The 25381-nt window shown below is 66.5% G+C and carries 23 protein-coding genes; 17 read left to right on the top strand and 6 right to left on the bottom strand.

The window, feature by feature from the left end; genetic code table 11:
• Nucleotides 1–138: 138 nt before the first annotated feature.
• Genes GGQ93_RS02405 through GGQ93_RS02395 form a run of 3 tightly spaced genes read right to left on the bottom strand, consistent with a single transcriptional unit; the run spans nt 139 to nt 2792 of the window.
• A complete protein-coding gene (locus tag GGQ93_RS02405; RefSeq protein WP_183215001.1) occupies nt 139–615 on the bottom strand; it encodes a hypothetical protein in 477 nt (158 codons plus the stop codon).
• Nucleotides 608–2038 carry an ATP-binding protein gene (locus tag GGQ93_RS02400; RefSeq protein WP_224764280.1) on the bottom strand — a complete coding sequence of 477 codons (1431 nt, stop codon included), beginning with the start codon at nt 2036–2038 and terminating at the stop codon, nt 608–610. The genes GGQ93_RS02405 and GGQ93_RS02400 overlap by 8 nt, the downstream gene beginning before the upstream one ends.
• Before the next feature lie 16 nt (nt 2039–2054).
• A complete protein-coding gene (locus GGQ93_RS02395) occupies nt 2055–2792 on the bottom strand; it encodes a response regulator (protein ID WP_183215000.1) in 738 nt (245 codons plus the stop codon).
• An 82-nt stretch (nt 2793–2874) separates the two neighbouring features.
• Here GGQ93_RS02395 and GGQ93_RS02390 point away from each other — a divergent pair, with 82 nt between their 5' ends.
• From GGQ93_RS02390 to GGQ93_RS02375, 4 genes are all read left to right on the top strand, one after another.
• On the top strand, nt 2875–3753 hold the full coding sequence (locus GGQ93_RS02390) for a branched-chain amino acid aminotransferase (protein WP_054766511.1): 879 nt from the start codon (nt 2875–2877) through the stop codon (nt 3751–3753).
• Between the two features lie 137 nt (nt 3754–3890).
• Nucleotides 3891–5165 (top strand): NupC/NupG family nucleoside CNT transporter, encoded by a 1275-nt coding sequence (locus GGQ93_RS02385; protein WP_183214999.1) that lies wholly within the window; start codon nt 3891–3893, stop codon nt 5163–5165.
• Nucleotides 5166–5193: 28 nt separating this feature from the next.
• A complete protein-coding gene (locus tag GGQ93_RS02380; RefSeq protein ID WP_183214998.1) occupies nt 5194–5814 on the top strand; it encodes a glutathione S-transferase family protein in 621 nt (206 codons plus the stop codon).
• 6 nt (nt 5815–5820) lie between these two features.
• Nucleotides 5821–6459, top strand: a complete 639-nt coding sequence (locus tag GGQ93_RS02375) for a YoaK family protein (protein ID WP_311734572.1) — start codon at nt 5821–5823, stop codon at nt 6457–6459.
• Here GGQ93_RS02375 and GGQ93_RS02370 read toward each other — a convergent pair.
• On the bottom strand, nt 6443–6877 hold the full coding sequence (locus tag GGQ93_RS02370) for a PaaI family thioesterase (protein ID WP_183214997.1): 435 nt from the start codon (nt 6875–6877) through the stop codon (nt 6443–6445). The two genes, GGQ93_RS02375 and GGQ93_RS02370, sit on opposite strands and share 17 nt — an antisense overlap.
• A gap of 47 nt (nt 6878–6924) precedes the next feature.
• Here GGQ93_RS02370 and GGQ93_RS02365 point away from each other — a divergent pair, with 47 nt between their 5' ends.
• The 10 genes from GGQ93_RS02365 to flhA all read left to right on the top strand — a co-directional run bounded on the left by GGQ93_RS02365 (nt 6925) and on the right by flhA (nt 17199).
• Nucleotides 6925–7230 carry a DUF3253 domain-containing protein gene (locus tag GGQ93_RS02365; protein WP_182713271.1) on the top strand — a complete coding sequence of 102 codons (306 nt, stop codon included), beginning with the start codon at nt 6925–6927 and terminating at the stop codon, nt 7228–7230.
• A 138-nt stretch (nt 7231–7368) separates the two neighbouring features.
• Complete coding sequence (locus GGQ93_RS02360; protein ID WP_183214996.1) at nt 7369–7971, top strand: uracil-DNA glycosylase family protein; 603 nt, start codon at nt 7369–7371, stop codon at nt 7969–7971.
• Nucleotides 7968–8987 carry an alpha/beta fold hydrolase gene (locus tag GGQ93_RS02355; RefSeq protein ID WP_183214995.1) on the top strand — a complete coding sequence of 340 codons (1020 nt, stop codon included), beginning with the start codon at nt 7968–7970 and terminating at the stop codon, nt 8985–8987. The genes GGQ93_RS02360 and GGQ93_RS02355 overlap by 4 nt, the downstream gene beginning before the upstream one ends.
• An 88-nt stretch (nt 8988–9075) precedes the next feature.
• On the top strand, nt 9076–10722 hold the full coding sequence (gene fliF / locus GGQ93_RS02350) for a flagellar basal-body MS-ring/collar protein FliF (RefSeq protein ID WP_054766499.1): 1647 nt from the start codon (nt 9076–9078) through the stop codon (nt 10720–10722).
• Nucleotides 10722–11756, top strand: a complete 1035-nt coding sequence (gene fliG / locus GGQ93_RS02345; RefSeq protein ID WP_054766498.1) for a flagellar motor switch protein FliG — start codon at nt 10722–10724, stop codon at nt 11754–11756. The genes fliF and fliG overlap by 1 nt, the downstream gene beginning before the upstream one ends.
• A 1-nt stretch (nt 11757) precedes the next feature.
• Nucleotides 11758–12405 carry a FliH/SctL family protein gene (locus GGQ93_RS02340; protein ID WP_054766497.1) on the top strand — a complete coding sequence of 216 codons (648 nt, stop codon included), beginning with the start codon at nt 11758–11760 and terminating at the stop codon, nt 12403–12405.
• Complete coding sequence (gene fliN / locus GGQ93_RS02335; RefSeq protein WP_054766496.1) at nt 12405–12737, top strand: flagellar motor switch protein FliN; 333 nt, start codon at nt 12405–12407, stop codon at nt 12735–12737. The genes GGQ93_RS02340 and fliN overlap by 1 nt, the downstream gene beginning before the upstream one ends.
• A gap of 46 nt (nt 12738–12783) precedes the next feature.
• Nucleotides 12784–14199 (top strand): sigma-54-dependent transcriptional regulator FlbD, encoded by a 1416-nt coding sequence (gene flbD, locus GGQ93_RS02330; RefSeq protein WP_054766495.1) that lies wholly within the window; start codon nt 12784–12786, stop codon nt 14197–14199.
• 32 nt (nt 14200–14231) lie between these two features.
• On the top strand, nt 14232–15098 hold the full coding sequence (gene bla / locus GGQ93_RS02325) for a class A beta-lactamase (RefSeq protein ID WP_224764279.1): 867 nt from the start codon (nt 14232–14234) through the stop codon (nt 15096–15098).
• A gap of 10 nt (nt 15099–15108) precedes the next feature.
• Entirely contained in the window at nt 15109–17199 is a 2091-nt protein-coding gene (flhA, locus tag GGQ93_RS02320) for a flagellar biosynthesis protein FlhA (RefSeq protein ID WP_183215242.1), read from the top strand.
• A 369-nt stretch (nt 17200–17568) separates the two neighbouring features.
• On the opposite strand, the gene GGQ93_RS02315 is transcribed toward flhA, so the two are convergent.
• On the bottom strand, nt 17569–21138 hold the full coding sequence (locus GGQ93_RS02315; RefSeq protein WP_183214994.1) for a TonB-dependent receptor: 3570 nt from the start codon (nt 21136–21138) through the stop codon (nt 17569–17571).
• A gap of 409 nt (nt 21139–21547) precedes the next feature.
• The gene (locus tag GGQ93_RS02310; RefSeq protein WP_054766493.1) at nt 21548–22258 is read right to left on the bottom strand and encodes a hypothetical protein; all 711 of its coding nucleotides are present in this window, start codon (nt 22256–22258) and stop codon (nt 21548–21550) included.
• Between the two features lie 132 nt (nt 22259–22390).
• Between GGQ93_RS02310 and GGQ93_RS02305 the strand changes: the two genes are divergently transcribed.
• Genes GGQ93_RS02305 through GGQ93_RS02295 form a run of 3 tightly spaced genes read left to right on the top strand, consistent with a single transcriptional unit; the run spans nt 22391 to nt 25376 of the window.
• Nucleotides 22391–23917, top strand: coding sequence for a sensor histidine kinase (locus GGQ93_RS02305; protein ID WP_224764278.1), 1527 nt, complete (start codon nt 22391–22393; stop codon nt 23915–23917).
• Nucleotides 23914–24336 carry a response regulator gene (locus GGQ93_RS02300; protein ID WP_224761032.1) on the top strand — a complete coding sequence of 141 codons (423 nt, stop codon included), beginning with the start codon at nt 23914–23916 and terminating at the stop codon, nt 24334–24336. The genes GGQ93_RS02305 and GGQ93_RS02300 overlap by 4 nt, the downstream gene beginning before the upstream one ends.
• Nucleotides 24337–24338: 2 nt before the next feature.
• Complete coding sequence (locus GGQ93_RS02295; protein WP_183215240.1) at nt 24339–25376, top strand: sensor histidine kinase; 1038 nt, start codon at nt 24339–24341, stop codon at nt 25374–25376.
• Nucleotides 25377–25381 lie beyond the last annotated feature (5 nt).

Raw genomic sequence — 25381 nt, 5'->3', positions numbered from 1 at the left:
CTGATCCGTTGAGGAGGAACCGCGAAGCGGTTCCGCTGAAACGGTGAATCAGGCTCCAGATTAAAGCGAGAGCATGATTCACGCTTCTGTCGGAACCGCGAAGCGGTTCCGTCCGAAACGATCATGCTCTAAGACCTCTTAGAACCGGCCGCGTTCGATCTGGTCGCCGAACCGTTCGAACGCCCGGTCAGCGTCGCGCCAGACGCTGTAACCCCAGACGTCGCGGATGTTCGGCGAGAAGTAGGAGAAGTCCACCGGCCGCGACTGGCCGTCGGCGGTGACGATTTCGCCCTTGATCGCGGCGCCGCCGATCGAGACGCTGCGGATGGGGTCCAGGCTCGGGTTCTGGCGGATCTGCTCCATGGTCGGCCGGTTCGGCTTCAGATCGTTCAGGACCAGATTGGCCGTGGCGCCGGGATAGCGTTGCGCCAGCGCCTTGCCCACCTCGGTCTGAAGGGCGGCGATCTGTTCATTGACTTCGCGATCGCCCAGTTTTTCGACCTGGCGCTGCAGGTCGGGGCCGATCGTGACGTTGACGTTCGGGTTCTGCGCCTGAGCCATGGCGGCGACGGCCAGGGTCGCGGCAAGCGGCGCAAGAAAGGCGAGTTTACGCATCGTTTTCATCTCCATGCCCTGTCCGAACTGAAGATGCGCCCTGGCCCCCCGTTTCGCTAGAGGGGGCGACGATGGAGGCCTGTCCGGGCAGGCGGATGATCGCCTTCAGTCCGCCCATGTCGCTGCGGTCCAGGGTGACGTCGCCGCCGTGTCCCCGCGCGACGTCCCTGGCGATGGCCAGGCCCAGGCCGACACCCTTGCGGTTCTGATTGCGGGATTCGTCCAGGCGCGAGAAGGGTCGGAAGGCTTCCTCATACATGTCTTCGGGAATGCCGGGCCCGTCGTCCTCCACCGCGATCTCCAGCCCGCCCGAGGCCAGGGCGCGGGCGGACAGCCGCACCCTTTCGCCGTGCGAAGCGGCGTTGCCCGCCAGATTGACCAGGGCCCGCTTGAAGGCCAGGGGGCGCAGCGAGGCCGTCAGCCCCTCCGGCGCCGCCAGCTCGACTTCGGCGCCGGCGCGTTTCGCGTCCTCGCCGGCCGTCTTCAGCAGATCAGGGATGGACACCGGCTTCGGCGGCTCTCCGGCTTCTCCGCGGGCGAAGTCCAGATATTCGTCGATCATATGCTCCATCTCGTCCAGGTCGCCGCGCATGGCGGCCTGACGCTTGAACGGGGGGGCCAGGGCCAGCTCCAGTCGAAGCCGGGTCAAGGGCGTGCGCAGATCGTGGCTGACAGAGGCGAGCAGGGCGGTGCGCTGGTCGATATGACGCTGGATGCGGTCGCGCATGGCCAGGAAGGCGGTCGCGGCGGCCCGCACCTCGCGCGCGCCGTGCGGCTTGAACCGGGGCACGGTCTCGCCTCGACCGAAGGCCTCGGCCGCATCGGCTAGCCGTTCGATGGCGCGGACCTGGTTGCGGATGAACAGGATCGCCACCCCCATCAGCAGTATGGTGGCGACGGCCAGCCACAGGACGAAGATGTGGGCCTGGGTCGCCACCGCGCGTTCCCGCGGGGCGATGATCCGCAGCACCCCTTGCGGCTCCTGCACCTGAATATCGACATAGGCGGGGTAGCGGGTGGTGTCGAACCAGTAGGGGCGGTCCAGGCGGGCGTCCAAGGCGCGGTCCAGCACCCGGTCCACCACCCCGATCGGCCCACGCCGGGTTTCGGTCGGCAGGGTGCGTCCCTCCTGCAGGGCGATCGACAGGGACATGGAGCGTTCGGCCCGGCTGGCCAGCCGCTCCAGATTGCGGGGGCTGGGGTCGTCCTCATAGCTTTCGACCGCCCAGGCGATGTCGCCGGCCAGACCTTCGGACAGGCGCGCCGTCACCGTCTGCCAGTGGGCGTCGAAGAAGATCCAGGTCACCACCACCTGCATCACCAGCACGGGCAGGACGATGATCAGCAGCGACCGGCCCCACAGCGAGGTCGGTATCCGCCGCTTCAGGAAACGCGGCCACAGATAGGCGGGCAGCAGCCGCATGGCGTCGGGTCCGCCCTCAGTCGGGCGCCAGCATATAGCCGACGCCGCGCACGGTCTGGAGATAGCGCGGGTTCTTGGGATCGACCTCCAGCTTGCGGCGCAGGCGGGTGACCTGGACGTCCACGGCGCGGCCGGTGATGTCGGCCGTGTCGGGCGACAGGCTCATCCGCTCGACCGGGGCATGGGCGTGAAGGGCCAGGGTCTTCAGAAGTTGGGCCTCGGCCTCGGTCAGGCGCTGGGGCGCGCCGTCGCGGATCAGCTCCAGCCGCTCCATGTCGAAGACCGCCGTCCCCAGCTTGATCTCGCGCGGGCCGATCGGCTTGCCGCCGGTGCGCCGCAGGATGGCGTCGATGCGCAGCGCCAGTTCGCGCGGCTCGAACGGCTTTGACATATAGTCGTCGGCGCCGCGCGACAGACCTTCGATCCGGTCTTCCGGGTCGCCCCGCGCCGTCAGCAGCAGGACCGGCGTCTTCGATGTCTCGGCCTTGGCGCGGACCCAGGAGGTCAGGTCAAGGCCGCTTTCGCCGGGCATCATGACGTCCAGCACGACCAGGTCGAACTCGATCAGCTCCATCATCCGCTTGGCCGCCGCCGCGTGGGCGGCGCCGGTGACGCGGTAGCCTTCCCGCGCCAGGAATTCCTTCAGCAGTTCGCGGATGCGGTCGTCGTCATCGACGATCAGCAGATGACGGCCCACCCCCGGTCCCGCGATGGGTCCCGAGCGGCCGTAAGAGCGGGTTTCAGTCAGGCTCATGCGCGATTCTCCCGATCCCAGCCGTTGACCTGAGCGATTCGGGGGGCTCTAACAGGGAGACTTCTGCAGGAGACGTGTTTCAATGGCCTTCGTTCCTTTCGACGATCGCGATGGATGGATCTGGTTTGACGGCGAATTCGTGCCCTGGCGGGAAACGAAAACGCATATTTTGACCCATGCCCTCCACTATGGCTCGTCGGTATTCGAGGGTGAGCGTATGTACGGCGGCGAAATCTTCAAGCTGACGCCGCATTCGGAGCGCCTGAAGCGGTCCGCAAACCTGCTCGATTTCGAGATACCCTACAGCGTCGCTGAAATCGACGCCATCTGTAACGAAACCTGCGCCAAGAACGGTCTGACCGACTGTTACGTGCGTCCGGTCGCCTATCTGGGGCCTGAACAGACCAGCGTCTCGGCCCTGAACAACAAGGTCCACCTGGCGGTCGCCGTCTGGGACTGGCCCAGCTATTTCGATCCCGAGGTCAAGGCGCGCGGTCTGAAGCTGGAATGGGCCAAGTGGCGCCGCCCCGACCCGGCGACGGCCCCGACCACGGCCAAGGCCGCCGGCCTGTATATGATCTGCACCATGTCCAAGAACACGGCTGAGCGGAACGGTTTCGCCGACGCCCTGATGCTGGACTGGCGCGGCTATGTGGCCGAGGCCACCGGCGCCAACGTCTTCTTCGTCAAGGACGGCGTGCTGCACACCCCCAGCGTCGAGCACATTCTGGACGGCATCACCCGTCAGACGGTGATCGAGATCGCCAAGGCCAAGGGGATCGAGGTCGTGGTGCGCGACATCCGCCCCGAAGAGCTGTCGGACTTCTCCGAATGCTTCCTGACCGGCACCGCCGTCGAGGTGACCCCGGTGGCCGAGGTGGGCGACTACCGCTTCACCCCCGGCGCCCTGTCGCTGGACCTGATGGAGACCTACGGCAAGCTGGTGCGCCGCCAGCTGTAAGCCGGTTCAAGCCTTCCGAAGGCAAGGAAAAGGGCGGGGCGTCGGCTCCGCCCTTTTTCGCACGCCTCTTGTCAGCCGCGTCACTTTGTCCTTGAAGCGGATGAAGCCGGCGCGGGCCGGGCAGGGATCGCCGTTTCATGTTCAGCCTTCTGAACCTCCAGAGCCTGTTCGGCCTGGTCGTCATCATCGCCGTCTGCTGGGCGATCTCGGAGAACCGGCGGGTCTTCCCCTGGAAGCTGGCGATCGGCGCCGTCGCCGTTCAGGCGGCGCTGGTGCTGGCCCTGTTCGCCATTCCGGGGTCGCGAACGGTGCTGGCCGCCGTCACGGGGGCGATCGACGGCCTGGCCGTGGCGACGGCGCAGGGCACGCGGTTCGTCTTCGGCTATCTGGGCGGGGGCGATCAGCCCTATGCGGTTCAGAACGAAGGCGCCCTGTTCACCTTCGCCTTCAACGTCCTGCCGCTGATCATGGTGATTTCCGCCCTGTCGGCCCTGTTGTGGCACTGGAAGATCCTGAAGTGGCTGATCCGGGGCTTCGGCTTTCTGTTTCAGCGCACCATGGGGCTGGGCGGCGCCTCGGCCCTGGCGGTGGCGGCCAACATCTTCCTGGGCACGATCGAAAGCCCGATCGTCATCAAGGCCTATCTGGACAAGCTGAGCCGGTCCGAAATCTTCCTGATGATGACCGTCGGTCTGGCGACGGTGGCGGGATCGACCATGGTGGCCTACGCCAGCATCCTGTCCCAGACCCTGCCGAACGCGGCCGGCCACGTGCTGGTCGCCTCCATCGTCTCGGCCCCGGCCGGGGTGCTGCTGGCGCGGATCATCGTGCCCGAGCCCGACAAACAGGCGGCTCAGGCCATCAGCTATGACTCGGCCCTGAAGTACGACAGCGCCATCGACGCCATTTCCAAGGGCACCTCGGACGGGCTGATGGTGGTGCTGAACATTTCGGCCGTGCTGATTGTGTTCGTCGCCCTGGTCGCCCTGGTCAACATCATGCTGGGCGGTTTGATCGTCTTCGGCGAGCCGCTGACGGTCGAGCGGATTCTGGGCGTCCTGTTCACCCCCCTGGCCTGGCTGATCGGGGTGGACGCGCGCGAGGCGGGGCAGGGCGGCTGGCTGCTGGGCGTCAAACTGGCCCTGACCGAGTTCGTGGCCTTCATCGACCTGGGTAAGATACCGGCCGAGGCCATGAGCGAGCGGACGCGGATGCTGATGACCTATGCGCTGTGCGGCTTCGCCAACATCGGTTCGGTCGGCATTACCGTGACCGGCCTGTCGGTCTTGATGCCCGAGCGTCGGCACGAGGTTCTGGGGCTGATCTGGAAGGCCCTGTTCGCCGGCTTCATGGCCACGCTGATGAGCGCCGCCATCGTCGGCGCCTTGCCAGCGACGGTCTTCGGGCAGTAGCGTTTCCCAAAACAACGGAGGCGTCCCGATGAAGCTCTACACCTCGCACCGCGCCCCCAATCCGCGGCGGGTCCGATGGGTCATGGCGGAGAAGGGGATCGAAGACGTCGAACTGATCGACGTCGATATACTGACGGGCGAGCACAAGAAGGCCGAATATCGCGCCAAGGTCGGCGTGCCTCACGTTCCGGCGCTGGAGTTGGACGACGGCACGACCATTTCCGAATCCGTGGCTATCGGCCGCTATCTGGAGGCCCTGTATCCAGAGCCGAACCTGTTCGGCCGCGACGCCCGCGAACAGGCGGTGGTCGAAATGTGGACGCGCCGGTGCGAATTCTATCTGTCCAATCCGATCATGCTGAACGTGCGTCACTCGCACCCGGCCCTGGCCGCGCTGGAGGCGGTTCAGATCCCGCAGGTGGCTGAGTACAACCGAGTTTCGGCCGAGCGGTTCATGAAGACCCTGGACCGGCATCTGGCCGAGCGGGAATTCATCGCCCTGGATCGGTTCACCATCGCCGACATCGTCGCCGTGGTCGGTTTGGACTTCGCCCGGCTGGTCCGCTACCGCCCGCCCGCCGAGTTCGAGAACCTGCACCGCTGGTTCGACGCCTGCCGCGAGCGCCCCGCCGCCAAGGCGGGGGTCTGAGCCGCCTTGCGGCTGCTGGCGCCGTCTGACCGCCGGCTGGCCCTGCTGCTCGCAGGACTGGCGGGTTATGTCGATAGCCTGGGCTTTTTGCACCTGGGCGGGGTGTTCGTCTCCTTCATGAGCGGCAACTCCACGCGGTTGGCCGCCAACCTCGCCGAAGGGCATTGGCCGGCGGCCGGACAGCTGGCGGGGATCCTGGCCCTGTTCGTTCTGGGCTCCTTTTTCGGCGCCCTGGTCGCGGGCGGCGAGGATGCGCGATCGCGCAGCCGGGTTCTGATGTTCGAGGCCCTGTTGCTGGCGTCGGCGGCGGCCCTGGCGGGCGCGGGGCTGACGCCTGCGGCCGTCGGCCTGATGGTCATGGCGATGGGGGCGGAGAATTCGGTCTTTCTGAGGAACGGCGAGGTCGGGGTCAGCCTGACCTATATGACCGGCACGCTCGTCAAACTGGGCCAAGCCCTGGCCAGCGCGGTCAGGGGCGGGGACCCTTCCGCCTACAAGGGTTATCTGACGCTCTGGGCCGGCCTGATCCTGGGGGCGGTTCTGGGCGCGCTGGTCTTCGGCCGTCTGGGACTGGCGGCCCTGTGGCCCGCCGCCGGTTTCGCCGTCCTTATGGCCCTGGTCGTGCGGTTCAGGCGCGCGGCGTGAATTTGCGGATGACGCCCGAGAAGGTCATCAGCAGCCGTTCGCCGGTGTTGATCTGGCCCCGCACGAAGATCAGGCTCTTGCCCGCCTTGGTCACCTGTCCGGTCGCCTCGATCAGTTCGCCGACATAGGCGCCGTCGATGAAGGTGGAGTCCAGCTGGACGGTCACGCCCGAGGCGCCCTCCATCTCCTGATAGGCGATCTGGAACATGGCGATGTCGGCGAAGGTCATCAGACAGCCGCCGTGCATCCGCCCGCCGGCGTTCATGTGTTTCTGTTCGGCGCGGAAGGCGCAGCGCATGTGGCCGTTGGGATCGAGCTTGCCGTAGAAGGGGCCGACCACGACGTCGAAGGTGTCGTGCAGGTCATAGGTCTGCCAACCGGCGAACTCGCCCTCGGTGACGGTGATTTTCTTCGGCATGACGACTCGGCCTTACTTCTGGTCTCGCGGTGCAGCATATAGGCGCAATGAGCGATCCGATCGAAACCGCAATCTTGAATAAACTCGCCGGGCTTGAGCCGGGCAAGAGCATCGAGCCGGCCGAGGTGGCCAAGGCGCTGCAGCCGGAGCAGTGGCAGCGGATGCTGCCCAAGGTGCGGGCTGCGGCCCTGGGCCTGATGCGCCAGGGCAGGCTGACCATCACCAAAAAGGGCAAGCCGGTCGATCCGGACAATTTCCGCGGCGTGACGCGCCTGCGTCTGCCGACCGAGGAGGAGGCGGCCCTGGCGCTGAGCCGCCGTCCGCCGGTCGCCGAGGACGACATCGAAGATTGACCACTCCGCTCATCCCCGCGAAGGCGGGGACCCAGTCCTTTTCTTGAGGCAAGGCTTTTGGGATCGGCATCGCTGAAAATCGGCGAGACGGAAGCCCCCAATGATCTGGGTCCCCGCCTTCGCGGGGATGAGCGGGGCGTGGGAAGTCTCGACGCCCTTCTGAGCGACATCCGCGCCTGCCGCGCCTGCGCGGGCGTGCTGCCGCATACGCCGCGCCCGGTGGTTCGGGTCTTTCCCGAGACGCGGCTCTTGATCTGCGGCCAGGCTCCGGGGCGGCGGGTGCATGAAAGCGGCCTGCCCTTCACCGATCCGTCCGGCGACCGGCTGCGCGACTGGATGGGGGTGGACTATGAGACCTTCTACGCCGACCGCCGCATCGGGGTGGCGGCCCAGGCCTTCTGCTATCCCGGCACGGCGCCGAAAGGGGGCGACTATCCGCCGCCCGCCCGATGCGCCGAGCTGTGGCGGCCGCCGCTGATGCAGGCCCTGCCGCAGATGGAATTGACCCTGCTGGTCGGCGGCTATGCCCAGGCCTGGGCCCTGGGCGCACGAACCCAACGTAATATGACCGAAACGGTGCGGGCCTGGCGGGACTACGCCCCCGACCATCTGGTGCTTCCGCACCCGTCCTGGCGCAATACGGCCTGGCTGAGACGGAACCCGTGGTTTGAGGACGAGGTGATCCCCTATCTGCGGATGCGCGTCGCCTCGATCTTAACGCCGATGAGGATGCGCGCATGACCTCCAGAGGACTGATCGCGGCCGCAGGATTGGTCTTGGGCCTGACCGGTTGCGCCGCGCCCCATATCCAGCCGCCGATGACGCCTCCGCCGGGCTTCGCCGGGCCGCACGTGGAGGATCACGCCCTGGTCATGTCGGACGGGGCGCGTCTGCCTCTGATGCGCTGGGGCCCGACCGACCGCGAGCCCTGGGCGGTCATCGTCGCCCTGCACGGCATGAACGACCACGCCGCCAGCTTCCGACTGGCCGGACCCTGGTGGGCCGAACAGGGAATCGAGACCTGGGCCTATGACCAGCGCGGCTTCGGCGCGGCGCCGGGGCGGGGCGTCTGGGCGGGGACCGCCAAGATGACCCAGGACCTGCGCGAGGCGACGGCCCTGGCCCGCGCGCGCCATCCCCATGCCGTCATCGCCGTGGTCGGCGAGAGCATGGGGGGATCGGTGGCCGCCGCCGCCTTCGGATCGGACGATCCGCCCGACGCCGACCGGGTGGTGCTGCTGGCGCCCGGCGTCTGGGGCTGGTCGACCCAGGGGCCGTTGAACAGCGCCGTCCTGAACATCGCCGCGCGTCTGGCGGGCGGCGTGGCCCTGGAGCCGCCCAGCTTCATCACGCGCGACATCCACGCCTCCAGCAACACGCTGGAGCTGGTCCGCAACGGCCGCGACCCGCAAAGCATCCTGGCCACCCGGTTCGACACCATCTACGGCCTGGTCGATCTGATGGAGACGGCGTCGCGCAGCCTGGGCCGCATCCGCGGCGACGCCCTTCTGATGTACGGCGCGCACGATGAGATCGTCAAAAGGGATCAGATGAAGAAGGCCCTGCAAAGGGCCGTGGCCGAGGGCGGCGCCCTGAAGACGGCCTGGTATCCCGACAGCTGGCACCTGCTGGACCGCGATCTGGACGCCGAGATCGTCTATCGCGACATCGCCGCCTGGCTGAAGGATCCCAGGGCGGCCCTGCCGTCCGGCGCGCCACCGGTCCTGACTGAGCTGGAAGCGGCGGTTCGCCCGTAAAGGTCTCTTAACGGCCCATTTACCATCGACACGGCATTTTCTGCCTAGCGGGGCGTCGGTGTCTCCCGTGAGTTTGGGGCGTGGGCGCGTGGGCGGCTTTACGGCGGCGTTGCAGAAGTTCGGGATCGGTCGTCTGGCCGCCGTCCTCGGCGTCGCCGCGGGCGTGACCGCCGTCCTGGTCGCCGTCATGCTGCGCGTGGGCCAGGCGCCGGACGCCTTGCTCTATTCCAACCTCGATCTGCGCGAAGCCGGCGAAATCACCGCCGCCCTGCAGCAGGCCGGCATCAAATACGCCTCCAAGGGCGACGGCTCGACCGTCATGGTCAATCGCGACGACGTGGGCACGGCGCGGATGCTGATCGCCGAAAAGGGGCTCGTGACCTCCGGCTCGGTCGGCTACGAAATCTTCGACAATCAGTCGGTCCTGGGCCAGACCGAGTTCCAGCAACAGCTGAACGAACAGCGCGCCCTGCAAGGCGAACTGGCCCGCACCATCATGTCGATGCGCGGCATCACCGCCGCCCGCGTCCACATCACCATGCCGCGTCGCGAGATGTTCACCGCTGCTGCGGGCGAACCCACCGCCGCCGTGCTGGTCGGCCTGGGTGGGCGGGATCTGACGGCGGATCAGGTGCGGGCCATCCGCAATCTGGTGGCCTCGTCCGTGCCCAATCTGAAGCCGGACCGGGTCACGGTGGCCGATCAGAACAACCGCACCCTGGCGGCCGGCGACGACGGCGGCTTCACCTCGGCCTCTGCGGCCGAAACCAAGGGCAATACCGAGGCCCAGCTTCAGGCGCGCATCAAGGACATCGTCGAGGGCGTCGTCGGCGTCGGCTCGGCGCGGGTCCAGGTGACGGCCGACATCGACCAAAGCCGCTCCACCACCCAGGAACAGAAGTTCGATCCCGACGGCCAGGTCGTGCGTTCGACCACGGCCAACGGCTCGCAGTCCTCGGACACGACCGGCCAGAACGACGGCGGCGTGACGGCGGCGAACAACATCCCGGGCGGCGCCCCGCCCGCGACCACGCCGGCCGGCTCGACCACCGCCGAGAACGCCGAGACGACAAACTACGAAATCTCCAACACCACCACCACGACCACCAAGGAGCCGGGCGAGGTCAAGAAGCTGGCCGTCGCCGTCGCCGTGGACGGCAAATGGACCCCGGCCGCCGACGGCAAGGGAGAGCCGACCTATGCGCCGCGCTCGGCCGAGGAGATCGCTCAGATCAAGTCCCTGGTCGCGGCGGCGGCCGGCATAGACGAGGCCCGCGGCGACAAGATCGAGGTCATCAACGTCCGCTTCAACCGCGACACCGGCCTGCCCGGCGGGCTGGACGACAAGCCTTCGCTGCTGGACTTCTCCAAGACCGACGTCATGCGGCTGATCGAGCTGGGCATCCTGGCGGCAGTGGCGCTGCTGCTGATCTTCTTCGTCCTGCGGCCCTTGCTGAAGACGGCCGGCTCGGGCGGGGCGGCCGGTCCTGGAGCGCCGGCTCTGACGGCCCCGGACGGCACGCCGGTCGCCACCTTGACCACGACCGTCATCGGCCCGGACGGCCAGCCCCAGCTGGTGCAACTGCCTGCGCCGAACGAAATGGACCAGAAGATCGACATCGCCCGTATCGAAGGGCAGGTGAAGGCGTCTTCGGTCAAGAAGGTCGCCGACTTCGTCCAGGCCCATCCTGACGAGGCCGCCAACATCCTGCGCAACTGGGTGGCGGAAGGCTGATGGCCAAGCTGGTTTCGAAAAAGCCGGTCATCGAGGACCCCAATCGGCTTACCGGCCCCGAGAAGGCGGCCGTCATCCTGCTGGCCCTGGGCGAAGACCACACCGCCCTGTGGGAGAGGCTGGACGACGAGGAGGTCAAGGAGATCTCCCAGGCCATGGCGACCCTGGGCAATGTGACGGCCGAGGCGGTCGAGGCCCTGATGCTGGAGTTCGTGTCCGGCCTGTCGGGCACGGGCGCCGTCATGGGCAGTTTCGAACAGACCCAGAAGCTGCTCAGCGCCTTCCTGCCCAAGGATCGCGTCGACGGCTTGATGGAGGAAATCCGCGGTCCGGCCGGCCGGACCATGTGGGACAAGCTGGGCAATGTGAACGAGGCGGTTCTCGCCAACTATCTGAAGAACGAATATCCCCAGACCGTCGCCGTCATCCTGTCCAAGGTGAAGTCCGACCACGCCGCCCGGGTGCTGACGGCCCTGCCGGAGGATTTCGCCCTGGAATGCGTCCAGCGGATGCTGCGGATGGAGCCTGTCCAGCGCGAAATCCTGGACAAGATCGAGGCGACCCTTCGCACCGAATTCATGTCGAACCTGGCGCGCACCTCCAAGCGCGACAGCCACGAAATGATGGCCGACATCTTCAACAGTTTCGACCGACAGACCGAGGCGCGCTTCATCGGCGCCCTGGAAGAGCGCAACCGCGAATCCGCCGAACGCATCCGCGCCCTGATGTTCGTCTTCGAAGACCTGTCCAAGCTGGATCCGGGCGGGGTTCAGACCCTTCTGCGGGCCGTGGACAAGGACTCGCTGGGCCTGGCGATGAAGGGGGCCTCCGAAGGGCTGCGGGAGATGTTCTTCTCCAACATGTCCGAACGCGCCGCCAAGATCCTGCGCGAAGACATGGAGTCCATGGGGCCGGTGCGGCTGAAGGACGTGGATGGGGCCCAGATGGCCATGGTCCAGGTCGCCAAGGATCTGGCCGCGCGCGGCGAGATCATGCTGGCCGGCCAAGGCTCCGACGACGAGTTGATCTACTGACATGAGCACCCCCTTCGCCTTTGACACCGAGTTCGACGCCGACGGCGCGGTGGTGCGCGCAAGCGCCTGGAAGCCGGTCAAACGCAGCTACATGCCCGCAGAGGTCGAGGCCCTGGTCGCCACCGCCCGGCTGGAGGCGCGCCAGGAGGCCCTCGCCGAGGTCGAAAACATCCGGGCCATGGCCCTGACCAACATCGCCCAGGCCGCCGCCGCCGCCCTGCCGTCGCTGCGAACCGTCGCCCAGACCCATCGCGAACAGTCCGCCGACCTGGCCCTGGCGGCGGCGCGGGCCATCGCCGACGCCGCCCTGCACCGCTTCCCCCAGGCGCCGTTGCGCGCCGCCCTGGAGTCCCTGGCTCAAGAGATCGACGCCTCGCCGCGCCTGGTGATCCGGGCCTCGGGCCTGGACGAGGTGGTGCGCGGCCAAATCGAACAGGCCTGCGCCGACAGCGGCTTCACCGGCGTCGTCGCCTTCCGCGACGAACCCGGCATGGCGGTCGCCGCCTTCCAGCTGGAGTGGGCCGACGGTCGCGCCGATCACGATCCCGAAGGTTCCGCCGCCCGCGTCGCGGAGGCCCTGAGCGCCGCCCTGGCGGCCGAGGCGGGACACGCCGAACCCCCAATCCACACCGACCGGAGTGAGTTCTGATGGCCTCCGACGATCTATCGCTCGAGGAATTTCCCGACTCCACCGCCCTGGCCGTCGCCGACGACGCGGGCGAAAAAACCGCCGCCGATCTGGCGACGGTGTTCGAGGTTCCGGTCAATATCTCGGCCGTGCTGGGCAAGTCGCACATGTCGGTCGCCCAGTTGCTGAAGCTGAACAAGGGTTCGGTGCTGGAGCTGGACCGCAAGGTCGGCGAGGCGATCGACATTTTCGTCAACAACCGTTTGATCGCGCGCGGCGAGGTCGTCGTGGTCGAGGATCGGCTGGGCGTGACCATGACGGAAATCATCAAGACTGAGGACTCGGGCGGCTGACGCGCGCTGCGCGTCGGACCGGGTGAAGGATTAGAGGAGAAGAACGATGCGTCTTCTGGTGGTAGGCAGACTGAGCGGGCAGCTCGCTTCGGCGGTGAAGATGGCCATGGCGCACGGCGCCAAGGTCAGTCACGTCGAGCGCGCGGATCAGGCGACAGAACAGCTTCGACGGGGGCAGGGCGCCGACCTGCTGATGGTCGACTATCAGCTCGACATCGCCGCCCTGATCGCCGCGAACGAGGCCGAGCGGATCACTGTGCCGGTGGTGGCCTTCGGGGTCGACGCCGACGCCCGCGAGGCGGCCGCCGCCATCAAGGCCGGGGCCAAGGAGTTCATCCCCCTGCCGCCCGATGCGGAGATGATAGCGGCGGTCCTGGCCGCCGTCGCCGACGACGAAAAGCCGATGATCTCAGCCGATCCGGCGATGAAGGCGGTGCTGCAACTGGCCGATCAGGTGGCGCGCTCCGAAGCCTCCATCCTGATCACCGGCGAAAGCGGCGTCGGCAAGGAGGTGATGGCGCGCTACATGCACGACCATTCGCGCCGGTCCGAAAAGCCCTTCATCAGCGTCAACTGCGCGGCCATTCCCGATAATCTGCTGGAATCGGAACTGTTCGGTCACGAGAAGGGCGCCTTCACGGGCGCCGTCGCCCGCCGGATCGGCAAGTTCGAAGAGGCCGACGGCGGCACCCTGCTGCTGGACGAAATCTCCGAGATGGACGCCCGGCTCCAGGCCAAGCTGCTGCGCGCCATCCAGGAGCGGGTGATCGACCGGGTCGGCGGCTCCAAGCCCGTGCCGGTCAATATCCGCATCATCGCCACCTCCAACCGCGACCTGGCCAAGGCCGTGGCGGAAGGCACGTTCCGCGAGGACCTGCTGTACCGGCTGAACGTCGTCAATCTGCGCCTGCCGGCCCTGCGCGAACGGCCGGGCGACATCGGGGTGCTGGCCGATCACTTCATCAAGAAATATGCGGCGGCCAACGGCGTGCCCGAGCGGCCGATGTCGGCGCGGGCGCGTCAGGCGATCAGCGCCCACCGCTGGCCCGGCAACGTCCGTGAGCTGGAAAACGCCATGCACCGGGCCGTGCTGCTGGCGACCGGACCCGAGATCGATGTGGACGCCATCCGCCTGCCGGACGGCCAGCCGCTGACGGCGGAAGGCGGCGGCATGATGGGAACGGCGGCCGTGGGGAACCCCTATGGCGGCGGCGTTGCGGCCCGGGCGGCCCAGGCGGCCGACGCCGTGACCCGCAGCTTCGTCGGCCAGACGGTGGCGGCGATGGAGAAGACCCTGATCCTGGATACCCTGACCCACTGTCTGGGCAATCGCACCCATGCGGCCAACATCCTGGGCATCTCCATCCGGACCCTGCGCAACAAGCTGAACGAATACGCCGAGGAGGGGACGGTCATTCCCGCCCCGCAATCCGGCGTCTCGGCCTCGGGCTACGCCGCCTGAGCATGGGGCGCGGTCTGGACAGGCGGAGGCTGATGGCCGGCGCAGGCGCGCTGGGCCTGGCCGCCTGCACGCCGCGCAGCCAGACCAAGGTCAAGGCCGAGGCGGCCCCGGACCTGTTCCTGAACGATCTGGAGACGCGGTGGGACGGGCGGCTGGGCGTCGCCGCCCTGGACGTCGGCAGCGGGGTGCGGGCGCTGTGGCGCAGCCAGGAGCGGTTTCCCTTCTGCTCGACCTTCAAACCCTTTCTGGCGGCGGCCATCCTGCAAAGGGTGCAGCGGGACGAGGAAAGGCTGGACCGGCCGGTCCGCATCACCTCGGCCGACATCATTCCCCATGCGCCCGTGACCGAAAAGGCGGTGGGGCGGACGCTCACCATCCGCGAACTAATGCAGGCGGCGGTGGAGGTCAGCGACAATCCGGCCGCCAATATCCTGATCCGCGAGATGGGCGGAATCGGCGTATGGCGTTCGTGGTGGCCGACCTTCGGCGACACGACGACCGTCATCTCTCGGCTGGAGCCGGACTTGAACACCGCCCTGCCTGACGATCCGCGCGACACCTGCCTGCCGGAACAGACCGTCGCCAACATCCGCGAAATGGCCTTCAGCGATCGACTGACGCCGGCGCACGACGCCCTGCTGCACGGCTGGCTGACCGCCTCCCCGACCGGCCCCAACCGGATCAAGGCGGGCGCGCCCGAGGGTTGGAGCGTCGCGCACAAGACCGGCTCGGGCGCCCGCGGCACGACGAACGACGTGGGCATGCTGACCCCGCTCAGCGGTTCGCCGGTCATCATCGCCGCCTATTTCACCGGCGCCGCCTCGGCGACGGAGGATCAGCGCGACGCCGTGATCGCCGAGGCCACCCGCCGCGCCTTGAAGGCCCTGGGCCGTGACTGATGCGCCGATCATGATGAAGGACGGCATGGCGCGCCCCACCGGTCGCGACGTGCTGAGCTGGATCAACCGCGGCGAAGTGCTGATGGCGGTCGGCGTGATCGGGGTGATCATGCTGCTGATCCTGCCGGTTCCGAAGATGCTTCTGGACCTGCTGCTGGCGATCTCGCTGGTCTCGTCCGTGCTGATCCTGATGACCGCCGTGATGATGAAGAAGCCGCTGGACTTCGCCATCTTCCCGACGGTTCTGCTGGTCTCGACCCTGTTCCGCCTGGGCCTGAACCTGGCCTCGACGCGGCTGATCCTGACCCACGGTCAGGAAGGGCACGACAGCGCCGGCCAGGTGATCAACGCCTTCGGCGAGCTGATGATGGGCGGCAACTTCATCATCGGTGTGATCATCTTCGCCATCATCCTGGTGGTGAACTTCGTCGTCATCACCAAGGGTTCGACCCGGATCGCCGAAGTCTCGGCCCGCTTCACCCTGGACTCCATGCCGGGCAAGCAGATGGCGATCGACGCCGACCTGTCGTCGGGCCTGATCACCGAGGACCAGGCCAAGCTGCGCCGCAAGGAGCTGGAGCAGGAATCGACCTTCTTCGGGGCCATGGACGGCGCCTCGAAGTTCGTGCGCGGCGACGCCGTCGCGGGCCTGATCATCACCTTCATCAACGCCATCGGCGGCATATTGATCGGCACCCTGCAGCACGGCATGCCGGCCATGGACGCCGCCAACACCTATGTGCAGCTGACCATCGGCGACGGTCTGGTCACCCAGGTGCCGGCCATCATCATCTCGATCGCCGCCGGCTTCCTGGTGTCCAAGGCCGGCGTCGAGGGCACGGCGGACAAGGCCCTGGTGACCCAGCTGGCCACCAACCCCGTGTCGCTGGGCGTGGTGTCGGGGGCGGCGGGTCTGATCGGCCTGATCCCCGGCATGCCGCTGATCCCCTTTGCCGCCCTGGCCATCGGTTCGGGCTTCATGGCCTGGCGCCTGGGCCGCCAAAGGCTCAAGCCCCAGCCCACGGAGGCCGAGGTCGCCGCTGCGGCCGCCCCCAAGGAGGAGGTCGAAGAGCCGATCTCGAACGTGCTGACGATCGACGAGGTCAAGATCGAGCTGGGCTATTCGCTGCTCAGCCTGATCAATGATCTGGAAGGGCGGCGTCTGACCGACCAGATCAAGGCGCTCCGTCGATCGCTGGCCCAGGAATACGGCTTCGTCATGCCGCAGGTCCGCATTCTGGACAATATGCGCCTGCCGACCCAGGGCTACGCCATCCGCATCAAGGAGATGGAGGCTGGGGCGGGCGAGGTGCGTCTGGGGCATCTGATGGCGATGGACCCCGCCGGGGGGCAGGTGGAACTGCCGGGCGAACATATGCGCGAGCCCGCCTTCGGCCTGCCCGCCACCTGGATCAGCGAAACCCTGCGCGAAGAAGCGACCTTCCACGGCTATACGCTGGTCGATCCTTCCACGGTCCTGACGACGCACCTGACCGAAATCCTGAAGGAAAATATGGCGGACCTGCTGTCCTACGGCGAGGTGCAGAAGCTGCTGAAGGAGCTGGGAACCGAAGAGAAGAAGCTGGTCGAGGAGCTGATCCCCAGCGTCGTCAGCGTCACCACCCTGCAAAGGGTGCTTCAGGCCCTGCTGCGCGAGAAGGTGTCGATCCGCGATCTGCCCGCCATTCTGGAAGGGCTGGCCGAGGCCGCGCCCCACAGCACCAGCGTCACCACCCTGGTCGAACACGTCCGCGCTCGCCTGGCCCGTCAGCTGTGCTGGCAGCACCAGGGCGGCGACGGCGCCCTGCCGATCGTCACCCTGTCGCCCGAATGGGAGAACGCCTTCGCCGAAAGCCTGATCGGCGGCGGCGAGGACAAGCAGCTGGCCATGGCGCCGTCGCGGCTGCAGGACTTCATCCGCGCCGTCCGCGACACCTTCGAACGGATCGCCATGTCCGGCGAGAATCCCGTCCTGCTGACCGGGCCCCAGACTCGCCCCTATGTCCGCTCGATCATCGAGCGGTTCCGGGGCCAGACGGTGGTCATGAGCCAGAACGAAATCCACCCCCGCGCCAAGCTTCGGACCCTGGGCCAGGTCTAGAGCAATCCAAACCATGGTCTGCGATCCGATCAAGGACCGATCAACCTGTATCGGATGTTGGACTGGACCTTGGGCAGGGCCCGTCTGCAGACCGCGATCGGCCGAGGTTCAGGCCCAAAAAAGGGTGCGCCGATCAGGCTGTGGGGGTGTTGCCGAGGCGGCTGACCGCCAAGGTGACGTGGCCTGTGAGAGCCTCAGACGACGGGTTTGCTTGCTGATCGCCTGGCCAGAGCCGCCAGAGCAGAATCGTTTCTGCCGGAACCGCGCAGCGGTTCCGGCAGAAGGATGGGTCCTGCTCTCGCCCTAATCTGGAGCCTGATTAAGGCGTCAGCGGAACCGCGAGGCGATTCCTGGGCAACAGATCAGGCTCTAGAAGCGCCCGTTGATGCTGAACTGGAAGGTGCGGCCAACCGTGCTGTAGATGGCGCCGACCGCCTCCTCTTCCCACCGTTTATTGGAGAGGTTGTTGACGTTGAAACGCACATCGACCTCATCGTTGAGCTGATAGCCGACATACAGGTTGTATATGGCGTAGCCCTTGCGGTCGAGGTAGGCGTTCTGTTCGATCGTCGCCGGCACCGAACCGTTGAAGCGGATGGTGTCGGACTGCGTGTAGAAGTTCAGGCTGGTGGAGATTCTCTTGCGCGTGTAGCCGATCGTGGTGTTGCTCTGCCACTTCGGCGTGCCGATGCTGCCGAGATACTGCTCGGTGTCGCCCGCCAGACCCGTGGGGCTAAAGCTCGACTCGTAGACGCGGTAGAGGTTGCTGTTCACCGACACGCTGCCCCAGTCGCTCGACGACCCGAACAGCTCCGCCAGCTTTTTGCGATAGACGACGACGATGTTGGCGGCGCGCAGGTTGGTCTGAGCCAGGTTCAGATATGTGGACTGCCAGCCGTCGTTGACGCTGAACGCGCGGCTGGGGTTCGGCTCCGTCCCCGACGTGTACCGCGGAACCGAGCCGCAGGTGTTCAGACCGAACTGGCCGCTATTGTCCGGATAGGACGCGGAGTCGTAGCAGTAGGTCAGAAGTTGTTCCGCCGAGACGCGGGTCAGCTGGTCCTTCAGTTGGATGTCGATGTAATCGAACGACATCCGCAGGTTCGGCACGTAGCGCGGTTCAAGCACCACGCCCGCCGTCCAGCTTTCGCCGCGCTCCGGTTTCAGTTCATCGTTGCCGAAGCGGGCGCCCAGCACCGAAGGCGTGCCGGGACTGAAGGTGCTGAGGAAGGTTTCGGCTTCGGCGTTGGTCGATGCGTAGCCCGCCGCGCGAACAGCGGCGATACAGTTGGCCTTCCGCGTCGCCGGGTTCAGGCCCGAGTTGATATTGCCGACTGCGCAGGGGTCGCTCATCGACGTGAAGGAAGCCTGACCGCCCAAGAACAGCTCGACGCCGTCCGGCTGGCGAATCGAGCGGGTGACATTGCCGCGGAAGGTGATGTCGCGGATCGGCTGGAAAGTGGCGGCGAGCGACCAGATCTTCGACCAGTCGCCGTTGTAGGTCGGGCTGACCGTCGCACCTTGCTGGTTTACGAAGGTCGCGGCGTCGCCGGTCTGCTTGGACCAACGAACCGCCGAGTTGATTTCCAGACGTTGGGCGAACGGCAGGTTGAAGCCATTGCCCAGGACGGGGATATTCACCTCGACGCCGTATTCCTGCGCCTCGGTCTCGTACTGAGTCGCCGAGATCGCCGCCGATCGCGTGCGACCGTAGCGCGAAACGTCATCGACCCAGTAGTCGTTCTTCGTGGTGCGGCGTTCGGCGGCGAGCGCCACGCCCAGCGGACCGCCCGGCAGTTCGAACAGGTCCCCGGTCACCGAGCCTTGCAGGAAGGTCTGGACGTTCTCGAAGGCGTAGAACTGCTGAGCGGTGACGTAGTCTTTCGCCGCCTGCGTCATCTGATTGTAGCCGAACGGATTCAGCGGTTGGCAGCTGTCGATCATGGCCTGGGTCACGACGGGCTGGAACGGCTGCTTCGCGACCAGGCCATTCGCCGCCGGAGTGTCGGCCAGGTTGGTGACAATCACCGACGGGCTCTTGCCCAGATAGGCGGAAGGGTTGGTCTTGGCGCGGCAGGTGATGGCGCCGCTGCTGTCGCGAACGGTGTCGATCGCCAGCAGGTACTCCAGGTCCCGAATACCAGTGAACTCGACCTTACCATCAGCCTTGCCGTAGGTGTAGGACACGTCCCAGGTCCAGTTGCGGTGCAGGAAGTCGAAGTCGCCCTTCAGGCCTTGGGCGAAGTTGCCGATGTTGGTGACGCCGCGCTGAGGGTTGTCGCCCAGGATGTCCTGGTTGGTGCGCGACATGATGAAGTTGTTGGCGCTATTGACCGCGCCGCTGCTGCGCAGCAGCTGCTGCGACGTCGCACTCAGGTACGGGTTGTTGATGCTGATCAGAATGCCCGAAGTCTCGCTCCCGGCGGAGGTCACGGCGTTACCGGAAGCCCCATTTCGCGGCAGCACCGTTTCAACCGTCGAATGGATGTTCTGGCTGTAGGCCTTGATCCGGTCGTTGATGTCAAACGTCGCGAAGACCGTGAAGTTCTTACGGGTCTGCTCGTTTTGAATCAGGCTGTAGCGGCTGGTGTTATTGCCTTCGATTCCGGGCGCGGAGCCCAAGGTGCCTTGATCCTGCGCCCCGATATTGGCGAACGACCAATTTTCGGCCTCGCCGTTGGCGTTGAAGCGCACCGGCTTGGCGATGAAGGGGAACAACGCCCGAGTCGCCGGGTCCGTATTGGCGATCCGCGGAATGTTCGAATAGAGCGAGCCGACGATCAGGTTGATGTCGGTGTTCGGGTTCTGGGCCAGATACTCGCGCAGGGTCGGCAGCTTGCTCTGCAGCACGTTGATGGCGAGAGTGTTCTGCTGGGCGGCGGTCAGGCCGGCGGGCGGCGTCACGCCGTACCTGGCGAACACGGCCGCAGCCGTGACGCCGGTCGGCAGCGAGGTCGGCGCGAAGTTCGGGAAGGTGCCCGACGGCGCATTGGTGAAGTACAGGCCGTTGCCGGTGGGAATGCCGGGGACCAACTGCGAAGTCGAGCTGACCGAACCCGTCGGCAACAGACACGCCGTCACCCCGACGATCGTCGTCGGACAGGCCGCAGTGGAACTCGTCGGGGTAAACGCGATACCCGACGGATACTGCAGCGAGTTGCGCGTGAAGTAGGCGTAGGCCGTGGACGGGATGCCGTCGTCGGTGTTGCGCAGGAACGCCCCGTTGTTCAGACCGGCGATGTCAATCGCTGCGTTGGCGGCGAAGTTCGGGTTCCGCTTGGACCCGTTGAACGCATTGGTCACGCCGGTCGCGGCGTCGAGCGTCCACGGCCGGGCGTCGGCGTACAGGGCGTCGGTCTTGGTTTCTTCGAAGGCCAGGGTCAGGTTGGCCCGGTCATCCATCAGGTTCTCACCGTGGATGACGCTGAAGCTGTAGCGGTTGGCGTCGCCCTGCTCGGAGGTCCGCGCAGACACGCGCGCCTCGCTGCCGACGTACTTGTCCTTGATGATGTAGTTTATCACCCCCGCGATGGCGTCCGACCCATAGGCGGCCGCGCCGCCGACGGTCAGGGTGTCGACGCGGTCGATCAACTGCGACGGAATGGCGCCGAGATCGACCTGGGAGCCGGCGTTGTTGCCGGTGACGAACAGCGTCGCGGCGTTGCCCGACACCTGACGGCGGCCGTTGACCAACGTCAGGGTGCGCTGGCTGCCCAGACCCAGCAGGTCGGCGAAGGCAGTGCCCAGGCTTGAGGTCTGGCCGCCGTTGCTTCCATAAGGACTGGCGCCGGCATAGACCATCGGCTGGCTCAGCACGATGTCGTAAGCATTGTTGAAGCCGCGCTGAATGATTTCTTCCTTGGTGACCTGCACCCCGGGAATCGTCCCGTCGAACTGCGGCCGCTTAATGCGCGAACCGGTTACGACGACTTCGGTCACGGTCTGAGCCGGTGCGGCTTCCTGGGCATGGGCATGACCCCCCAGTACGGCGGCCACTGCGGCGCCGGTTAGCAAAGCAACTTTCATCTTGTATCCCCCAGATACGCCTGTCCGCTTCCGCGGTTGCTGAAGAGCTGACACAATCGACTTGTAAATTGGAGTAGACCGCCGCCTGCGGCGCGACAATATTATACCGTGTCGCATTCCTGCATCATAAACGCCTGGTTGCTGACGTAATCGTATTTGTACCGCCTCAGCGGTACGAGCGCTTAGGCTCCCCCTTGTCGAGACCTGTCATCGACAGCCGCCTTTGGGGCCGGCTTTGGGCATGACGGATCGGAGGGGCGCTCCCTCGCCTTCGCACTCTTGGACGCCATCGTGCCTTGGCGGCGCGGAATGTGGATTCGGCCTAGTCGGCGACCGTCCAGCCGCCGGCGGAGGCGGCGCGCGCGGCCTCATTGACCGGGCGGGCGATCAGGCCGGACTGGGTGATCCAGACCTCATAGCGCGCGCCCTCGGCCATCGGCATATAGGCGGCCGAGCCGTAGAGGGTATCGGCGGCGTCGATGTAGCGGCGGTAGCGCCGGATCGCGTCCCAGGCCTCGACCTTATAGGGCAGGGCGCCGTTGCGGGCGTTTTCCTCGATGGCCGCCAGATCATAGGCGCTGCGTTCGGCGGTCAACTCCTGTTCGACCGTGCGATAGCGACCCGACAGGCGTTCCAGCCGATATTGGGAATCCAGGCCCAGCACATTGGCCCAAGGTTTCCACTTCAGCACCTGGGCGTCGATCCGCCAGTCGTCGCCGTGGACAGGATAGAGGGTCGCTGCGGCCGGCCTGTCCTGCGACAGGGGCGTCAGCTCGATCTCATAATACTGCGGCCCGAGGCGCCTCAGTTCCAGGCTCGCAACCGGACGTTCATAGGTCAGCCGGTCGTAGGTCTGAAGGTTCAGGCCGAACAGGGTCGCCAGGGACGCCAGCCAGAGGACGCCGCCGCCGAGCGCCGCGCCCGCCACGCCCCGCACCGCCCTGCCGCCGAACAGGGCGCGCAAGCCGCGGACCAGCAGAACCAGGCCAATCAGGGCCGCCGCCGCCGGTAAAATCCACCACCACCAGATCATCGCCCTTCCCCCCGTTTTCCGCCCGCCGCAGACCGGCAAGCCAGACCATACTCATCAGAAGACGCGAAAGGCCCAAGAGTTTCGTGTGACTGCCGTTTGACGCAGCCTCGGTCGCCGCTAATGCTGCGCCGCATGAAACTTCCCTCGAGCCAAAGCTGGTCGCGGTTCAGCGATTTTGTGCGCACGCCCTCCCTGGCGCGATCCGTCACCGGCCTGCTGGTCCTAGCCTTCGTCCTGCTGCTGACGGTCAACATCTCGACCTTCGTCATGATACAGCGCACCGCCACGGTGAACGATGCGATCGAACACGCCCAGCAGATGCGCCGCCAGTCGCGCACGGTCCTGATCTCCATGCTGAATGCGGAGACCGCGCAACGCGGCTTTCTGCTGACCGGCCGCAGCGATTTCCTGACACCCTTTGAGGAGGCGCGCGCGGAGCGCGAGCCTGCCCTGGCGTTTCTCGAAGAAGGCGCGGCGGCCGACCCGACGCTCCGGGCGCCGGTGGCCCAAATCCGTAGGCTCTCCGACGCAAAGCTGAGGGAGATGGAGGCGACCCTGGCCTTGGCGCGTGAGGGCCGCATAGGCCAAGCGATCCAGACGGTGCGGTCCGGCGAAGGCAAACGCTATATGGACGAGCTGCGCCAGACCATCGACGATTTCGACGCCTTCAAGTCCGCGCGCATCGCCGAACGGACCCGCGTGTCCGAGCGCGCCGCCATGATGACCGTGGTGATGAACGCCATCACCGGCCTGCTGGTCCTGGTCCTTGCGCTGCTCTCGGCCTGGATGGTGCGGCGCTATGTCGGCGAGATTCAGCACGCGCGCGAGGAGGTGGCCGCCATCAACGCCGGCCTGGAGGACATGGTGCGCGACCGCACCGCCGCCCTGACCCGCGCCAATGAGGAAATCCAGCGCTTCGCCTATATCGTCAGCCACGATCTGCGCGCGCCCCTGGTCAATGTGATGGGCTACACCTCCGAACTGGAGCAGGCCGGAAAGATCATCGAGCGCGGGGTGGCCGAGGCCGAGGCGGAACGCGAGGTGTCGGCCGACATCGTCACCGCCGTGCGCGAAGACATGCCCGAGGCCCTGGGCTTCATCCGCGCCTCGACCGAGAAGATGGACCGGCTGATCAACGCCATCCTGCGCCTCTCGCGCGAAGGGCGTCGCAATCTCCTGCCGGAGACCCTGGACATGACCGCCATGGCTCGCAACATCGCCGACAGCGTTCACCATCAGACCGAGGCCGCCGGCGCCCAGATCCTGGTGGAGGCCTTGCCGTCGATCGAAAGCGACCGCCTGTCGATGGAACAGATTCTGGGCAATCTGATCGACAATGCGGTCAAATATCTGGACGCCGGCCGCCCTGGCGAAATCGTCGTTTCGGGCGAAGACCTGCCCGGCGGCTGGGTCGTCTATCGGGTCGCCGACAACGGTCGCGGCATCGCCGCGCGGGACCACGAACGCATTTTCGAACTGTTCCGGCGCTCCGGGAAACAGGACCGAAGAGGCGAGGGCCTGGGCCTGGCCTTCGTCCGCAACAGCGTTCGGCGCATCGGCGGCTCGATCGATGTCGAGTCCGAGCTTGGCAAGGGCTCGACTTTCCTCCTGAAATTCCCCAAACGACTGATCCTGTCGGAACCTGGAGGCGTACTGTGACGCAAGCCGTCAAAATCATCATGGTCGAGGATGACCACGGTCACGCCAAACTGATCGAAAAGAACATCCGTCGCGCCAACATCAGCAACGAGATCAAGCATTTCGATGAGGGCGGGGCCGCTCTGGACTATCTGTTCAGCGCGGAAATCCTGGCCAACGGCCCGCTGCTGATCCTGCTGGATCTGAACCTGCCCGACATGTCGGGCACGGACATTCTGGAAAAGGTGAAGGCCGACGACCGTTTGAAGCGGGCGCCCGTCGTGGTTCTGACCACCACCGACGACAAGGTCGAAATCCAGCGCTGCTACGACCTGGGCTGCAACGTCTACATCACCAAGCCTGTCGATTATGAGTCCTTCGCCGGCGCGATCCGTCAGCTGGGTCTCTTCCTGTCGGTCATGCAGGCGCCGGAGATTTAACGATCGGACTGTCCGGCCCCATCCGTCTGCTCTACATCGACGACGACCGCGGCCTGTCGCGGCTGGTCGAGAAGGAACTGACCCGCCACGGCTACGCCGTCACCTGCGCCCCGGACGGCGACGCAGGGTTGGAGCTGCTCGCCGCCAACCAGTACGACATCTGCGCCCTGGACCACTATATGCCCAGCCGGGACGGTCTGGACGTCCTGCCGGACATCCTGGCCCTGCCGGCGCCGCCGCCCGTGGTCTATGTGACGGGGGCCCAGGACGGGCGGATCGCCGTCGCCGCCCTGCGCGCCGGCGCCGCAGACTATGTCATCAAGGACGTGTCCGAGGACTTCACCGCCCTGCTGCGGTCGGCCCTCGAGGACGCCCTGTTGCGTCGGCGGCTTCAGCGCGAGAACGAGATCGCCCAGGAAGAGATCCGTCTGGCCCGCGACCGCGCCGAGGCCATGCTGCGCGAGGTCAATCACCGCGTCGGCAATTCGCTGCAGCTGGTGTCCAGCTTCATGTCGCTGCAGATGCGCCACATCAGCGATGAAGGCGCGCGCGAGGCTCTGCGTGAATCCCAGGCGCGGATCGAGGCCGTGGCCCACGTCCATCGCCGCCTCTACACCTCCGGCGACATGAGCCGGGTGGCCATGGACGAATATCTGCAAGGCCTGATGGACGAGCTGTCCAAGTCGCTGGGGCCCGGCGAAGGTTCGCCGCGTCTGGTCGTCGACGCCGCTCCCCTTTGGGTCACCACGGACCAGGCCGTGTCCCTGGGCGTCGTCGTCGCCGAATTGGTCACCAATGCGGTGAAGTACGCCTATCAGCCTGGGCAGGGCGGGGAGATCCGCATCAGCCTGAAGCCGGACGGCGAGCATCGCGCCCTGTTGACGGTCGAAGACGACGGTCCGGGTCTGGGAGACGGAACACCCAAGGGCACCGGCCTGGGCGGCAAGATCATTTCGGCCATGGCCTCGGGCCTGCGCTCAGCCGTCGAGTTCGACGCGGCGCACAAGGGCGTGCGCGCCAAATTGGCGTTCGACCTCTAAGGTCG

Origin of the sequence: Brevundimonas aurantiaca (assembly GCF_014199955.1) — a bacterium.
GTDB classification, from domain to species: Bacteria; Pseudomonadota; Alphaproteobacteria; order Caulobacterales; family Caulobacteraceae; genus Brevundimonas; species Brevundimonas aurantiaca.
Note: the sequence above shows the minus strand (reverse complement) of the source record. Positions and strands in the feature narration are given on the sequence as shown.

Coding starts and splice junctions, on each gene's coding strand:
- GGQ93_RS02395 (WP_183215000.1), bottom strand. CDS start 2,792: ATGAGCCTGACTGAAACCCGCTCTTACGGCCGCTCGGGACCCATCGCG.
- GGQ93_RS02380 (WP_183214998.1), top strand. CDS start 5,194: ATGAAGCTCTACACCTCGCACCGCGCCCCCAATCCGCGGCGGGTCCGA.
- GGQ93_RS02385 (WP_183214999.1), top strand. CDS start 3,891: ATGTTCAGCCTTCTGAACCTCCAGAGCCTGTTCGGCCTGGTCGTCATC.
- GGQ93_RS02305 (WP_224764278.1), top strand. CDS start 22,391: ATGAAACTTCCCTCGAGCCAAAGCTGGTCGCGGTTCAGCGATTTTGTG.
- bla (WP_224764279.1), top strand. CDS start 14,232: ATGGCCGGCGCAGGCGCGCTGGGCCTGGCCGCCTGCACGCCGCGCAGC.
- GGQ93_RS02310 (WP_054766493.1), bottom strand. CDS start 22,258: ATGATCTGGTGGTGGTGGATTTTACCGGCGGCGGCGGCCCTGATTGGC.
- flbD (WP_054766495.1), top strand. CDS start 12,784: ATGCGTCTTCTGGTGGTAGGCAGACTGAGCGGGCAGCTCGCTTCGGCG.
- fliN (WP_054766496.1), top strand. CDS start 12,405: ATGGCCTCCGACGATCTATCGCTCGAGGAATTTCCCGACTCCACCGCC.
- GGQ93_RS02390 (WP_054766511.1), top strand. CDS start 2,875: ATGGCCTTCGTTCCTTTCGACGATCGCGATGGATGGATCTGGTTTGAC.
- GGQ93_RS02355 (WP_183214995.1), top strand. CDS start 7,968: ATGACCTCCAGAGGACTGATCGCGGCCGCAGGATTGGTCTTGGGCCTG.
- GGQ93_RS02370 (WP_183214997.1), bottom strand. CDS start 6,877: ATGCCGAAGAAAATCACCGTCACCGAGGGCGAGTTCGCCGGTTGGCAG.
- flhA (WP_183215242.1), top strand. CDS start 15,109: ATGATGAAGGACGGCATGGCGCGCCCCACCGGTCGCGACGTGCTGAGC.
- GGQ93_RS02400 (WP_224764280.1), bottom strand. CDS start 2,038: ATGCGGCTGCTGCCCGCCTATCTGTGGCCGCGTTTCCTGAAGCGGCGG.
- GGQ93_RS02365 (WP_182713271.1), top strand. CDS start 6,925: ATGAGCGATCCGATCGAAACCGCAATCTTGAATAAACTCGCCGGGCTT.
- fliG (WP_054766498.1), top strand. CDS start 10,722: ATGGCCAAGCTGGTTTCGAAAAAGCCGGTCATCGAGGACCCCAATCGG.
- GGQ93_RS02405 (WP_183215001.1), bottom strand. CDS start 615: ATGCGTAAACTCGCCTTTCTTGCGCCGCTTGCCGCGACCCTGGCCGTC.
- GGQ93_RS02340 (WP_054766497.1), top strand. CDS start 11,758: ATGAGCACCCCCTTCGCCTTTGACACCGAGTTCGACGCCGACGGCGCG.